Source organism: Serratia sp. FGI94, assembly GCF_000330865.1.
Lineage (GTDB): Bacteria > Pseudomonadota > Gammaproteobacteria > Enterobacterales > Enterobacteriaceae > Serratia_B > Serratia_B rubidaea.
The window spans coordinates 1,538,835-1,552,605 of sequence record NC_020064.1 but is presented as its reverse complement, the minus strand read 5'-3'; the positions used below and the strand labels follow the sequence as shown (position 1 = coordinate 1,552,605).

Below are 13,771 nucleotides of genomic sequence, written 5' to 3'. Positions count from 1 at the left end.
AATTTTTCCGATGCTGCACGCATCCTTTTTTAAGGGGATAACTCCCGTAAACTCAAAGGGGTAATCAGACTTATGGAATGGATCGCCGATCCAACAATCTGGGCGGGGTTAGCCACGCTAGTGGTGCTGGAGATCGTCCTGGGGATAGACAACCTGGTGTTTATCGCCATTCTGGCGGAGAAGCTCCCCAAAGAGCAGCGCGACAAGGCGCGGGTGGTCGGCCTGCTGCTGGCGTTGCTGATGCGTCTGGTGCTCCTCGCCTCCATTTCCTGGCTGGCGACCCTGACCAAGCCTCTGTTTGCCGTACTCGACCATCCGTTCAGCGGCCGCGATCTGATCATGCTGGTCGGCGGCATCTTCCTGCTGTTTAAAGCCACCATGGAGTTGAACGAAAGGCTGGAAGGGAAAGACGAGGAGCAACACGGCCAACGTAAAGGCGCTCGCTTCTGGCCAGTGGTGGCGCAAATCGTGGTGCTGGATGCGGTCTTTTCGCTGGATTCGGTGATCACCGCGGTTGGCATGGTCGATCATCTGGCGGTGATGATGCTGGCGGTGTGTATCGCCATCGGCCTGATGCTGTTGGCCAGCAAGCCGCTGACGCGCTTTGTCAACGCCCATCCCACTATCGTTATTCTGTGCCTCAGTTTCCTGCTGATGATCGGCTTCAGCCTGGTGGCGGAAGGCTTCGGCTATCATATTCCGAAAGGTTACCTGTACGCCGCCATCGGCTTCTCGGTCATGATTGAGGCGCTGAACCAGCTGGCGCAGTTTAACCGTCGCCGCTTCCTGTCGCAGGTACGGCCGCTGCGGGAACGCACGGCGGAAGCCGTATTGCGCATGCTAAGCGGCAAGCATGAAGATGCGGAAGTCGACCGCGACGCCGCGCAGCTGATCGCTGACAGCGGCGAGGGTCAAGAGATCTTCAACCAGCAGGAACGCCACATGATTGAGCGGGTGCTGGGGATGGCGCAGCGCACCGTCAGCAGCATCATGACGTCGCGCCATGATGTCGAATACCTTGAACTCAACGACCCGCAGGAAAAGCTCCGGCAGCTGTTGGAAAGAAACCTGCACACACGCATCGTGGTGGCGGAAGACAGCGCCAGCGACGAGCCGCTCGGCGTGATTCACACCATCGACGTGCTGAAACAGCAGCTGGCTCAGCAGGAACTGGATCTGCGCGCGCTAATCCATCAACCGCTGATCTTCCCGGAGCAGCTGACGCTGCTCGGCGCGCTGGAACAGTTCCGTCAGGCACAAACCCACTTTGCCTTCGTCGTCGATGAGTTTGGCTCAGTAGAAGGCGTGGTCACCCTCACCGACGTGATGGAGACCATCGCCGGGAATCTGCCTGAAGCCGGTGAAGAGCTGGATCCGCGCCATGACATTGAGCAGTTGGAGGACGGCAGCTGGGTCGCCAACGGCTATATGCCGCTGGAAGACCTGACGATTTATCTGCCGCTGCCGCTGGAGGAAAAACGGGAATACCATACGCTGGCCGGGCTGCTGATGGAGCATTGCCAGCGTATTCCGCAGGAAGGCGAACAGCTGACTATCGGCGACTATCTGTTCGAGCCGCTGGTCATCAACAGCCACCGCATCATCAAGGTGAAAATCACCCCGCTGCAGCAGCCGGATCCCGATTACGAAGTGTAGGACGCCGGGCGAGCCACGCGCCCGGCGCTATCACATTACAGCCGTACCGGCACCAGAATCTCGGTGGCGACAATCACTACGATAAGCCCGACGATTACCGGCACCGAGGTACGCTTCACCACTTCCATCGGGGAGATTTTCGCCATCCCCGCTACCGCCACCACCACGCCGGAAACCGGCGACAGCGTACGGCCAAGGTTGGAAGCCTGCAGCATAGGGATCACCAGGTAAGCCGGGTTAACGCTCATTTGCGCGGCCAGTTTGGGGATCAGCTCGACAAACGCGTAAAACGGTGCGTTGCCGGAACCGGTCGCCATCGCCGCCAGCATGGTAATCGCCACCAGCACCAGCATCATAATAATGCCACCGGTGCCGAACGACTGTGCGGTAGCGATCAGGCCGCTGATAAAGCCGACGGTGCTCAACCCCTGAGCAAAGACACCCGCCGCCACCAGTAGCATTACCACGCCGGCAAACGCATCCGCCATACCGCGGTATGCCACTTCCAGCCCGCTGAAGACGGTTCTGGCATCAAAGCTGCGGATAAACTCAATCAGCGCGGCCAGCAACATGCACAACACCAGCACGGTAATAATATGCAGCTCCGGCCCCCATTTGCCGTCAAAAATCAGCACGCCGAGGATCGGCGTAAACGGCAAAATGGCGTAAAAGCCGGGCGCCGTCGTCACAATCTCGCTGACGTCCATCACGTGATGCTGTTCGTCGCTTTTCCTGTCCAGATAGCGCTGCCAAAAGAAATGTGCAACGGCCATACAGACAATGGCCGCCACGGAGATCGGCAAGGTGGTTTTAAAGGCGAAGTCCACCAGCGGCATTTCCGCCGCCTTGGCCGCCAGCACCACGTCGCCGGAGGTCGGCGCCAGAATGATCGCCGCCGGCGAGGCGCAGATCGCCGCCGCCGCGCCGCGGCTGATGCCGACATTCACCATCAGCGGGAACAGCGTCGCCATCAGCAGCACGCCCAGCCCGGTCGCCGACGACACGGCCAGCGACATCAGACAGGCGACGATGTACGCCGCCACCATCAGCAAATAAGGGGAGTTGATCATCTGCAGCGGACGGGAGGCCAGCTTCACCACCATATCGTTAGCGCCGATATGCGTCATATAGGCGGCAAAACCGCACAGCATCATAATCATCATGCCAAGGTCGCCGCCGCGGCTCATCAGCAGAATCTTGACGTACTCAATGATATCCGTGGCACGCCAGCCGGTGGAACTGGCGCTGGCCGGCAGCACGCTTTTGCCCATTAGCGCGCTGATGGCCAGCAACAGCAATCCGCCGACCATCAGCACGCCGGTGGCCGAGTACCCTTTGATAATATAGCGTACGACGCCCCCCGCTACCCCTACCCCAATCAGAAGCTCAATCATAAACCCTCTATATATAATTATTAGCCGCCTATTATTTGGCCAGCAGAATCACGCCCCACTGTGCCCAAATTAACTATACGGGAATATGACTTTTATCAAAGTTGCGATCAGAAACTATCAGGGAAAACGACGGGTAAAGGCGGGTTGTACACCGATGCGGGCCGGACTGAGGCCCGCATTGGCGGAGGCATTACAGCTTGTCGAGCAATTTTTTCAGATCTTGCCCGTTGCGGGACTCTTTATTTTTTTCGGCCCATTTATTCAGCGCATCCTTGGCACGATCCTGTAAGGAATCGCGCAGCACCCGATCGACCTTCAGCTGATAGTTCAGCTGCTGCCACGGCCCGAACACGCGTAATGGAATTGGCGTCTTCTGCAGCTGTTCGACCAGTTCGCTGCGTCCCTGCCAGCCGCCGGTTACCTGGACGTTCAGCGTAATATCGCACTGTTTTTCAGACAGGTTCAGTTTACCGCCGCCGTTAAAATGCAACAGCGATGACTGGGCATTCAGCGCCTGGAGCGTCACCGCACCGCGGTTCAGGTTTGCCTTGGCCGCCAGCTGTTGCACCTCAGTATAGCGCTGATACTTATCCTGTCCGCGTACGCCCCGCTCATTGCGCGCCACCGCCTGCTGAATCAGCTGTTGGATATTCAGCCCGTGCAGCTGAGCATTGTCTACCGCCAGCTGCGCATTGCCCTGCCAGCTATTCAGCAAGGCATCAATGGTCAGACGGTCGCCGCTCAACGCGCCGTTCATCGTCAGCTTCCCGGTCATAAACTGCGGAATATCAAACGCTTTGAACACCGTCGCCAGGTCAATCCGCTGCAAATTCGGCTGCACCTGCGCCACGGCATTATCACCGCGCACGTCCAGTGAACCAGGTAAGGAGAACTCGCCGCCGGCTACCTGTCCCGTCAGGGTCGGCATCGTCACCTTGCCGCGCTGATTATCGGCCTGCAGTTTCAACTGCGCGATGTTCATACCACGGTAAGTCAGTTGGTCGGCACTCACCTCCAGCCGGGCATTAAAATCGCGCAGCGCCTGCAGATCCCGCTGCTGCTCGGTACCGCTGGCGATCACCGGCCCGGCGGTCATCGCCCGCACCGGCTGCTCGTCGCTGCCGCCGCTGCTGTTATGCCAGCCGGAAAGCGCATCCAGATTCAGATTCGGCGAACTCAGGTTCAGAACATAGTCGGGGATATCGCCAAGGCCGGCGCTGACGCTGCCGACGAACTGGCTGTCGTTGGCGCTAATCTGCAGCTGATTAAGCGTGATCCGGCGCGGCGTCTGCTGATACAGCGCCTGCAGCGAGCCCTGGCCTTTAATGCCGCCCACCAGAATATCGGCGCCTTCCAGCTGATAGTTAAACTGGCTGACCGTGGCGCTGGCCTGGCGCGGGTATTGGCTCAGATCCAGTTCGGCCGTCAGGTTGACGCTCAGATCGCGCTGATCGCGGTTGATACGGCTGGCCAGCTCCAGCTCCGCCTGTCGATCGCCACGACGCTGCAGCGAAAGATTGATATCGCGGACGTTAATCTGCTCATTATTGGCGCGCTGCCAAATCAGCAGGCTATCCACCACCTGCAGATTATCAATATCGAACTTCCAGCTCGCGGCGGGCGACTCTTCACCGTTGTTGCCGCCCGGCGCAATCGGCGCATCCGGCACACTCTGTTCTTCGGAATCCGGCGTAAGACGAATAACCGCATTCTTCAGCATCACCTGCTTAACGAACAGCTGATGAGAGAGCAGCGGCAGCAGTTTGACATCCAGACGCATATTGTCCGCGCTGACGACCGGCGCCTTGGCGCCCGGCGCGGTCAGCGTCATACGCCCGGCCAGAATGCTCAGCTGCGGCCAAACGTGCCAGCGTAAATCACCCTCCAAGGTCAGGTGATAACCGCTGCGCTGCTCGACCTTTTTGATCATGTAGCTGCGGAATTCATTCGGGTTGACCAGCAGCACCAGCGCAGACATCCCTGCCACCAGCACTACCAACAAAATCACCAAAGTCGTCAGTAATCGTCTCATGCCTTCCTCTTGTCAGCACGGCGTCCGCGCGCCGTTAGTCCTTGTCGATGCGGCTGGCTACGGCGCCCTGCTGATCTTTGTATTTTGCATCTTCGCGACTGTGATAAGGCCGGGCGGCAGGTCCGGAGAGCGGTTCGAAACTCAGCGCGCCGATCAGCATGCCCGGGCGCAGCGCCAGCGGCAGCTTACCTGAATTATAGAACTCCAGGACGATGCGCCCGTGCCAGCCGGGATCGATACGGTGCGCGGTCACGTGCACCATCAGCCCCAGACGCGCCAGCGAAGAGCGGCCGTCCAGCCAGCCGACCAAATCATTCGGCAGCGTCACCGACTCCAGCGTCACCGCCAGCGCCAGCTCGCCGGGATGCAGGAAGAACGCTTCCCCTTCCGGCAAGACGATTTCATCGCTCATCACGCGGTCCAGCGCCGCGCTGACCTCATCCTTCGGCCCGCTCAGATCGATAAAGGCGGCGGTATGACCGCGGAATACGCGGAACTGGTTGCCCAAACGGACATCCACTGTGGCCCCGCTAATGCGCTCAATCGGCGGTCGCGGCGTAATGGCCAGTTTTCCGCTATCCAGCCAGGCTTCGATATCGCGGTCGCACAGTCTCATCTCTATTCTCTCCATCAAGAAGACGCGTAAACAACAAAAATTGCCATACAAAGAACGAAAGGTCTACGTCAGGACGTAAATAGTTGACGCCGGACCAGAAAACCACGCTTCAGGCCCGGCGGCGAATTATTCAAAAAACTGACTGATTTTGGCTTTCAGAATATCGATGGCAATGCGGTTTTTACCACCGCGCGGCACGATAATGTCGGCATACTGTTTGGAAGGTTCAATAAACTGCAGGAACATCGGGCGTACGGTTTTCTGATACTGCGCCATCACGGAATCCATGGAACGCCCGCGCTCATTGACGTCGCGCTTCATGCGGCGCATCAGACAGATATCCAGCGGCGTGTCGACAAAGATGGAGAAGTTCATTTCCTGGCGCAGACGCGGGTCGGTCAACAGCAGGATCCCTTCCAGGATAATCACCTTCTTCGGCTCCAGATGCACCGTTTCGGTTTTACGCGTGTGCTCGGTGTAACTATACAGCGGCAGTTCTATCGGCTTGCCCGCCTTCAGCATTTGCAGGTGCTGGAACAGCAGGCTGTGGTCCATGGCGCTCGGGTGGTCGTAATTGGTTTTGACCCGTTCTTCCATGGTCAGATGGGTTTGGTCTTTGTAATAACTGTCTTCAGGGATCACGCCGATGTGTTCATCGCCGACCTGTTCGCGGAGTTCACGATACAACGTACTGGCGATAAGGCTTTTCCCGGAGGCAGATGCGCCAGCTATACCAATAATGACGCACTGATGCGGCTTGTCAGTCATAAAATTAAAGACCTGAATTCGTAGTGTGTTAGGGGGGACATAAAACGCGACAATTATAGGGAGTAAGCGCCCGCCGCGCCACTCTATTGTGGCCCTGCGGCGGCGAAATGCCGTGTTTTTTCAGCCGTATTTAGGAACTTTGTCGGTTGGGCTACGCCGTCACGCAGAGTAAACTCTCGGGCCAAACGCATTATTCCGATTCGCGGGATAAGTGAATAAATGGAGAGTTCCCCGTTGGATTGGCATTTTCTGACCTTTTTCGGTGACAGCATGCTGCTGCTGCCTACCGCTTTGATTCTGTTCCTCGTCCTGCTCTCTTCGGCCGCGACGCGCCGCGCCGGCTGGCAGTGGGGCTTTCTCTTCGGCAGCGTCGGCGCGATTGTCTGCGCCTCCAAGCTGGCCTTTATCGGCTGGGGCATCGGCAGCGCCGAGTACGACTTTACCGGTTTCAGCGGCCACTCGGCGCTCTCCGCCAGCATCTGGCCGGCATTTCTGTGGCTGATTTGCGCCCGCTGCCGTCCGCTGCTGCGGCGCACCGCCGTGCTGATCGGTTATCTGCTGCCGCTCGCCATCGGCTGGTCGCGGCTGGTTATTCACGCCCACTCCACGTCTGAAGTCATCGCCGGCCTGGCGCTGGGGCTCTCCGCCAGCACGCTGTTCCTGCTGCTGCAGCGCCGCAGCAGCCCGCCGCGGCTCGGCGTGGCCAAAACCCTGATTCTGCTGGCGCTGCCGGTCCTATTGATGGGCCACCGCCAGCCGGCGCCGACGCAGAGCCTGCTGGAAAAAATCGCGGTAACCCTGGCGGACCGGGAACGCCCTTATACCCGTGCGGATCTGCACAAATTACTGAAATAATTAGACACGAGAACCAATGCGTTCATAAATGTCAGCCGACTTAAACAAGGCGTTGGGCGTTAATGATTCACAGGCAATGACATGGTCAAGGCGTGCACGGCGGTGACCGCCATGGAAGGCGCCGAACGAAGGAACGGCGCATAGGCAAAACCGCCATGGACGGCGGTTTTAGGCGAGACAAGCAGGGATGCTTGTCGCAGCCGGCCGTGATGCGACGAGAATGAGTGAGGGCAGTTGGCGCAGCCAACCGCCTGGCCTGGCGAGGGCGCGGGTGGTCAGGGGCCGCGCCTTCGGCCCCTGACTCGGTCGTGTCGCCAGAGCGGCATATATTCCCGCACCGTTAACGACCGAAAACCGGTACAAAATTTACAGATAACAGTTAATACGGCCCGCAGTCACCAACGAGCCGGCTCTTTGCTGTCGACAATCCGCACTCACACCGCGCGGAACGCGATCTCCGTCGGGATCGCTTCACCCTGCCAGTACATCTGCGCCGCCACGCGTCCCGCCAGTTGGCGGTACATTTCGGCAAATTCGCTGTCCGGACGGCTCACCACCGTCGGCTGGCCGCGGTCCAGATCTTCACGCAGCGAAATATGCAGCGGCATCTGCCCCAGCAGGCGACTGTTATATTTCTGTACCAGCTTCTCCGCCCCGCCGGTGCCGAAGATCGGCTCATGATGCCCGCAGTTGCTGCAGATATGCATGCTCATGTTTTCCACAATGCCCAATACCGGCACCTGGACTTTTTCAAACATCACGATGCCCTTCGCCGCATCCAGCAGCGCGATATCCTGCGGGGTGGTGACCACCAGCGCGCCGGTAACCGGGATGTTTTGCGACAGCGTCAGCTGAATGTCGCCGGTGCCCGGCGGCATATCCAGCACCAGATAATCCAGATCCGGCCACAGCGTATCCTGCAGCAGCTGCATCAGCGCCTTGCTGGCCATCGGGCCGCGCCAGACCATGGCGTTATCATCGGTCACCAGATAGCCGATGGAGTTGGTCGCCAGGCCGTGCGCCATAATCGGCGCCATATGCTGACCGTCCGGCGAGGTCGGACGCTCATGTTCCGTGCCCAGCATATTGGGGATCGACGGGCCATAAATATCCGCATCGAGGATGCCGACCTTGGCGCCTTCCGCCGCCAATGCCAACGCCAGGTTGACCGCGGTGCTGGATTTCCCCACCCCGCCCTTACCGGAGCTGACGGCGATAATATTACGCACGCCTTTGACGCCGGCCTGCGCATTGGCGCGCTTCAGCGTGGCGATATCATGTTTCAGCTTCCAGTCGATGGCCTGTGCGCCGGTCACGCGCAGCAGCTCCGCGCTCACGCTGTCCTGCAGCGCCGCAAAACCGCTGTTCCAGGCGAACGGCATGGCGAGTTCGATATGCAGCACGTTGTCCAGCAGCGCGCAGTGGTGGATGGCTTTCAGCGCCGTCAGGTTACTTTTTAACGTCGGGTGTTCAAAGGCGGCCAGTACACCGGTCACCAGGGCGCGCAGAACTTCGGGGTTGGTCTGCTCAGGGGATTTAGCGTTCATCCCGGCTCCTCGATTGAAATAAATGCAAGTGAATAGCTTCAACGACAAGCATACCAGAACTAACCGACGCTGACTCGCACCACAACGTCGCCATCGCGGTATAGCCCTAGCCGCGAGGCGTGCGATCGGTTAACATCGAAGGCCCTTTTTACTCAATACAGAAAGCAAGTTCTTACTATGGCTCAAGTCGCGAAAAAATTATTGGTGACGTGCGCGCTACCGTACGCAAATGGTTCCATCCATCTCGGCCACATGCTCGAGCACATCCAGGCGGATATCTGGGTTCGTTACCAACGAATGCGCGGCAACGAAGTTCATTTCATCTGCGCGGACGACGCGCACGGCACGCCAATCATGCTGAAAGCACAGCAGTTGGGCGTCTCGCCGGAAGACATGATTGCCGAAATGAGCCAGGAGCATCAGCAGGATTTCGCCGGTTTCAACATCAGCTACGACAACTACCACTCGACGCACAGCGAAGAAAACCGCGAGCTGTCCAGCCTGATTTACCGTCGCCTGAAAGAGAACGGCTTTATCAAGAACCGGACGATTTCTCAGCTGTACGATCCGGAGAAAGGCATGTTCCTGCCGGACCGCTTTGTGAAAGGCACCTGTCCGAAGTGTAAATCACCGGATCAGTACGGTGATAACTGCGAAGTGTGCGGCGCCACCTACAGCCCGACCGAGCTTATCGATCCGAAGTCCGCGGTATCCGGCGCCACGCCGGTCATGCGCGACTCCGAGCACTTCTTCTTCGACCTGCCGTCCTTCAGCGAAATGCTGCAGGCGTGGACGCGCTCCGGCGCGCTGCAGGAGCAGGTGGCGAACAAAATGCAGGAGTGGTTCGACTCCGGCCTGCACCAGTGGGACATCTCCCGCGACGCGCCCTATTTCGGCTTCGAAATTCCCGACGCGCCGGGCAAATACTTCTACGTCTGGCTGGACGCGCCGATCGGCTACATGGGCTCCTTCAAGAACCTGTGCGACAAGCGTGGCGACCTGGACTTCGACGAGTTCTGGCGCAAGGACTCCACCACCGAGCTGTATCACTTTATCGGTAAAGACATCGTCTATTTCCACAGCCTGTTCTGGCCGGCGATGCTGGAAGGCAGCAACTTCCGCAAGCCGACCAACCTGTTCGTTCACGGCTATGTGACGGTTAACGGCGCCAAGATGTCCAAATCGCGCGGCACCTTTATCAAGGCCGGCACCTACCTGAAGCATCTGGACGCCGACTGCCTGCGCTATTACTACGCCGCCAAGCTGTCGTCGCGCATCGACGACATCGACCTCAACCTGGAAGATTTCGTGCAGCGCGTCAACGCCGATATCGTCAACAAGGTGGTCAACCTGGCGTCGCGCAACGCCGGCTTTATCAAGAAACGTTTCGACGGCCGTCTGGCGGACCAGCTGGCGGATCCGGCGCTGTATCAGACCTTTACCGATGCGGCCGACAGCATCGCCGACGCCTACGCCAGCCGCGAATTCAGCCGCGCCGTGCGTGAAATCATGGCGCTGGCGGATCTGGCCAACCGCTATGTGGACGAGCAGGCGCCGTGGGTGGTGGCGAAGGAAGAGGGTCGCGACGCCGATCTGCAGGCTATCTGCTCAATGGGCATCAACCTGTTCCGCGTGCTGATGACCTACCTGAAGCCGGTACTGCCGTCGCTGGCGCAGCGCGCCGAAGAGTTCCTGAACGGCGAACTGAGCTGGGACAGCATTCAGCAGCCGCTGTTGGGTCATCAGGTCAACGCCTTTAAGGCGCTGTTCAACCGCATCGATCTCGACAAGGTCAACGACATGGTCAACGCGTCCAAAGAAGATCTGATCGCCAGCCAGGCGCCGGCAGTCACCGGTCCGCTGGCGGACGATCCGATCCAGGACACCATCACCTTTGACGACTTCGCCAAAGTGGATATGCGCATTGCGCTGATCAAAAGCGCCGACTTCGTTGAAGGCTCGGACAAACTGCTGAAGCTGCAGCTGGATCTGGGCGGCGAAAACCGTCAGATCTTCTCCGGCATCCGTTCTGCTTATCCGGATCCGAAGCTGCTGGAAGGGCGTCTGACGATCATGGTCGCCAACCTGGCGCCGCGCAAAATGCGCTTCGGCATCTCCGAAGGCATGGTGATGGCCGCCGGCCCGGGCGGGAAGGAAATCTTCCTGCTGAGCCCGGACAGTGGCGCACAGCCGGGCATGCAGGTGAAGTAACGCCGTCAACACAACAAGGGTCGAGCCAGCTCGGCCCTTTTTTATGGTCGTCACGCGGCGCAACGCCGCCAACATCAGTGGTTAATCCTGTCATTCTCCCCTGCGGCGGAAATTACCGCTGTTTCGCACTTTCCGTACCGCCGCCCGCCGCCAATAGGCTATGTTATCAACTCTGATTTAATGACCGAGCATCCACGGGTGATGTTATGAAGGGATTCCCACCGCTAATCAACACGCTGCTGGCTACCTCGCTGGTGCTGACCATCGGCCGCGGCATCACGCTGCCGTTTATCGCCATTTACCTTAGCGAACACTTCCGTCTGCTGCCCACCGGCGTTGGCGTGATCCTCGGCTGCAGCCTGAGTATCGGCATCATCACCAGCCTGTACGGCGGCTATCTGGTGGATAAGTTCAGCAAAAATACGCTGATGGTCGCCGCCATTGTGCTGTACGGGCTGAGCTTCTTCCTGATGCCGTCGATCGCGCGCCCGGGCGGCATGGTGGCGCTGCTGGCGGTACTGCATACCACCTACTCGGTGCTGAGCATCACCATCAAGGCCTGCTTTGCCGAATGGCTGCCGGTTGCGCAGCGCACCCGCGCCTTCTCCATGAACTACACGCTGATCAACGTCGGCTGGGCGATCGGCTCCTCGCTCGGCGTCTGGGTGGCCGGCTTCGGGGTTCTGCTGCCGTTTTATCTGTCCGGCGGCCTGACGCTGCTGGTGGTGATCGTGCTGCATTTCCGCCTGCGCCGCTCGCCGTCGCCGCCGGCAGCGGCAGGCGTATCCGCCCCCCTGCCCGCCAGCTTCCGCCAGACGTTCGGCATTCTGCGCCGCGACCGGCGGCTGATTTTCTTTACCCTCGGCAGTACGCTGGGCGCGGTGGTCTTTGGTCAGTTCACCGGTTACCTGTCGCAGTATCTGATTATCGCCACCAACGCGGAATTCGCCTACCGGGTCATCGGGCTGGTGATGCTGGTTAACGCCTGCATGGTGATTGCGCTGCAATATCTGCTGAGCCGCGGAATGCGGCAGGACAATATGCTGCGCTGGCTGGCGTTCGGCACGCTGTTCTTCGTGCTCGGCCTGCTGGGCTTCGCGCTGGCCGGACAGTCGCTGTGGCTGTGGGCGCCGGCGATGGCGGTTTTCACCCTGGGCGAAATCATCGTGATCCCGGTGGAATACATGTTTATCGACTTTATTGCGCCGGCGCATCTGAAGGGCAGCTACTACGGCATGCAGAACCTCAGTAACCTCGGCGGCGCCGCTAACCCGGTGCTGTGCGGCTTGCTGCTCAGCTACGCCGCGCCGCCGCTGATGTTCGCCATGCTGATCGCCGCGGCGCTGTTCAGCCTGCTGTTCTTTTTCCTCGGGCACCGGCTGGCGCAGCGCCAGCCGACGGAGCCGTTGGCCGAACAGGCGTCATCTACACTTAACTCGTAACGTCAACAGCCAGGATAGGCATGGCTGGGATAACGATTTTTCATGATTGGTTATGTGGCGCAGATCACGGTTTAATTGTATGATGAATGCATCCGTTAAACAGGAAGGCTTATGAACAAGATGCTCACATCATGTTGGCAATACCTTAGAGCATTCGCTTTGATTTACCTGTGCCTGCTGATCGGCAACGCGGTCTCCGCCCTGCTGCCGATCGCCATTCCCGGCAGCATTCTCGGCATGCTGCTGCTGTTCGCCCTGCTGGCCCTGCAGCTGCTGCCGGCCGCCTGGGTGCGTCCCGGCTGCAACCTGCTCATCCGCTATATGGTGCTGCTGTTTGTGCCCATCGGCGTCGGGGTAATGCAGTACTACCGGGAGATTTTCGACCATCTGGCGCCGCTGGTGGTCGCCTGCGCCGCCAGCACCCTGATCGTCTTGGTGGCCGTGGGTTACTCATCCCACTATTTTCATCGCGAACGGCCGCTGGTCGGCAAGCAGAACGACGCCGAGGGGGATAAATAATGTTGCATACCATCTGGTGGTCGCTGCCGTTAACCCTGCTGGTGTTTTTCGCCGCGCGCAAGCTGGCGCAGAAACTGAACATGCCGCTGCTCAATCCGCTGCTGGTCTCTATGGCGGTGATCATTCCGCTGCTGCTGCTGACCGGCATTCCCTATAAGGACTACTTTCAGGGCAGCAAAATCCTCAACGATTTGCTGCAGCCTGCGGTAGTCGCGCTGGCGTTTCCGCTGTATGAGCAGCTGCACCAAATCCGCGCCCGCTGGAAATCAATTATCGCGGTGTGCTTTATCGGCAGCCTCGCCGCGATGATCAGCGGCGGCGCCATCGCCCTGTGGATGGGCGCCACGCCGGAGATTGCCGCATCCATCCTGCCCAAATCGGTCACCACGCCGATCGCCATGGCGGTGGCGGAATCGCTCGGCGGCATCCCGGCCATCAGCGCGGTGTGCGTGATTTTTGTCGGCATCCTCGGCGCCGTGCTCGGCCATACGCTGTTCAACGCGCTGAAGATCACCACCAAATCCGCCCGCGGCCTGGCGATGGGCAGCGCCTCGCACGCGCTGGGCACCGCCCGCTGCGTGGAGCTGGATTACCAGGAAGGCGCTTTCGGTTCGCTGGCGCTGGTGATCTGCGGCATTATCACCTCGCTGCTGGCGCCGTTTTTATTCCCGGTGCTGTTGCACCTGTTCGCCTGAGGCTAAAACTTGCGATATATCGCGCAATATCGCCAC

At 59.3% G+C, this 13,771-nt stretch carries 11 protein-coding genes; 6 read left to right on the top strand and 5 right to left on the bottom strand.

Annotated features, from left to right (window positions below):
* Nucleotides 1-72: 72 nt before the first annotated feature.
* Nucleotides 73-1,656: a TerC family protein gene (locus tag D781_RS07150; RefSeq protein ID WP_015671641.1), complete on the top strand. Its 1,584-nt coding sequence runs from the start codon at nucleotides 73-75 to the stop codon at nucleotides 1,654-1,656.
* Between the two features lie 35 nt (nucleotides 1,657-1,691).
* Here D781_RS07150 and dcuC read toward each other — a convergent pair whose 3' ends face one another.
* The 4 genes from dcuC to udk all read right to left on the bottom strand — a co-directional run bounded on the left by dcuC (nucleotide 1,692) and on the right by udk (nucleotide 6,466).
* Nucleotides 1,692-3,050, bottom strand: coding sequence for an anaerobic C4-dicarboxylate transporter DcuC (dcuC, locus tag D781_RS07145; protein WP_015671640.1), 1,359 nt, complete (start codon nucleotides 3,048-3,050; stop codon nucleotides 1,692-1,694).
* A 190-nt stretch (nucleotides 3,051-3,240) separates the two neighbouring features.
* A complete protein-coding gene (gene asmA / locus D781_RS07140; RefSeq protein ID WP_015671639.1) occupies nucleotides 3,241-5,082 on the bottom strand; it encodes an outer membrane assembly protein AsmA in 1,842 nt (613 codons plus the stop codon).
* 34 nt (nucleotides 5,083-5,116) lie between these two features.
* Nucleotides 5,117-5,698, bottom strand: coding sequence for a dCTP deaminase (gene dcd, locus D781_RS07135; RefSeq protein WP_015671638.1), 582 nt, complete (start codon nucleotides 5,696-5,698; stop codon nucleotides 5,117-5,119).
* A 126-nt stretch (nucleotides 5,699-5,824) separates the two neighbouring features.
* Nucleotides 5,825-6,466, bottom strand: coding sequence for a uridine kinase (udk, locus tag D781_RS07130; protein WP_015671637.1), 642 nt, complete (start codon nucleotides 6,464-6,466; stop codon nucleotides 5,825-5,827).
* A gap of 270 nt (nucleotides 6,467-6,736) precedes the next feature.
* On the opposite strand from udk, the gene D781_RS07125 reads away from it, so the two are divergent.
* The gene (locus D781_RS07125) at nucleotides 6,737-7,321 is read left to right on the top strand and encodes a phosphatase PAP2 family protein (RefSeq protein ID WP_233494130.1); all 585 of its coding nucleotides are present in this window, start codon (nucleotides 6,737-6,739) and stop codon (nucleotides 7,319-7,321) included.
* Nucleotides 7,322-7,755: 434 nt separating this feature from the next.
* On the opposite strand, the gene apbC is transcribed toward D781_RS07125, so the two are convergent.
* Nucleotides 7,756-8,868 (bottom strand): iron-sulfur cluster carrier protein ApbC, encoded by a 1,113-nt coding sequence (gene apbC, locus D781_RS07120; RefSeq protein ID WP_015671635.1) that lies wholly within the window; start codon nucleotides 8,866-8,868, stop codon nucleotides 7,756-7,758.
* A gap of 177 nt (nucleotides 8,869-9,045) precedes the next feature.
* Between apbC and metG the strand changes: the two genes are divergently transcribed.
* From metG to D781_RS07100, 4 genes are all read left to right on the top strand, one after another.
* Entirely contained in the window at nucleotides 9,046-11,079 is a 2,034-nt protein-coding gene (gene metG, locus D781_RS07115) for a methionine--tRNA ligase (protein ID WP_015671634.1), read from the top strand.
* Nucleotides 11,080-11,285: 206 nt separating this feature from the next.
* Nucleotides 11,286-12,521: an MFS transporter gene (locus D781_RS07110; protein WP_015671633.1), complete on the top strand. Its 1,236-nt coding sequence runs from the start codon at nucleotides 11,286-11,288 to the stop codon at nucleotides 12,519-12,521.
* 111 nt (nucleotides 12,522-12,632) lie between these two features.
* Nucleotides 12,633-13,040, top strand: coding sequence for a CidA/LrgA family protein (locus D781_RS07105; protein ID WP_015671632.1), 408 nt, complete (start codon nucleotides 12,633-12,635; stop codon nucleotides 13,038-13,040).
* The gene (locus D781_RS07100) at nucleotides 13,040-13,735 is read left to right on the top strand and encodes a CidB/LrgB family autolysis modulator (RefSeq protein ID WP_015671631.1); all 696 of its coding nucleotides are present in this window, start codon (nucleotides 13,040-13,042) and stop codon (nucleotides 13,733-13,735) included. Before D781_RS07105 ends, D781_RS07100 begins: the two co-directional genes overlap by 1 nt.
* The last annotated feature ends 36 nt before the right edge of the window (nucleotides 13,736-13,771 follow it).

Coding starts and splice junctions, on each gene's coding strand:
- D781_RS07150 (WP_015671641.1), top strand. CDS start 73: ATGGAATGGATCGCCGATCCAACAATCTGGGCGGGGTTAGCCACGCTA.
- dcuC (WP_015671640.1), bottom strand. CDS start 3,050: ATGATTGAGCTTCTGATTGGGGTAGGGGTAGCGGGGGGCGTCGTACGC.
- asmA (WP_015671639.1), bottom strand. CDS start 5,082: ATGAGACGATTACTGACGACTTTGGTGATTTTGTTGGTAGTGCTGGTG.
- dcd (WP_015671638.1), bottom strand. CDS start 5,698: ATGAGACTGTGCGACCGCGATATCGAAGCCTGGCTGGATAGCGGAAAA.
- udk (WP_015671637.1), bottom strand. CDS start 6,466: ATGACTGACAAGCCGCATCAGTGCGTCATTATTGGTATAGCTGGCGCA.
- D781_RS07125 (WP_233494130.1), top strand. CDS start 6,737: ATGCTGCTGCTGCCTACCGCTTTGATTCTGTTCCTCGTCCTGCTCTCT.
- apbC (WP_015671635.1), bottom strand. CDS start 8,868: ATGAACGCTAAATCCCCTGAGCAGACCAACCCCGAAGTTCTGCGCGCC.
- metG (WP_015671634.1), top strand. CDS start 9,046: ATGGCTCAAGTCGCGAAAAAATTATTGGTGACGTGCGCGCTACCGTAC.
- D781_RS07110 (WP_015671633.1), top strand. CDS start 11,286: ATGAAGGGATTCCCACCGCTAATCAACACGCTGCTGGCTACCTCGCTG.
- D781_RS07105 (WP_015671632.1), top strand. CDS start 12,633: ATGAACAAGATGCTCACATCATGTTGGCAATACCTTAGAGCATTCGCT.
- D781_RS07100 (WP_015671631.1), top strand. CDS start 13,040: ATGTTGCATACCATCTGGTGGTCGCTGCCGTTAACCCTGCTGGTGTTT.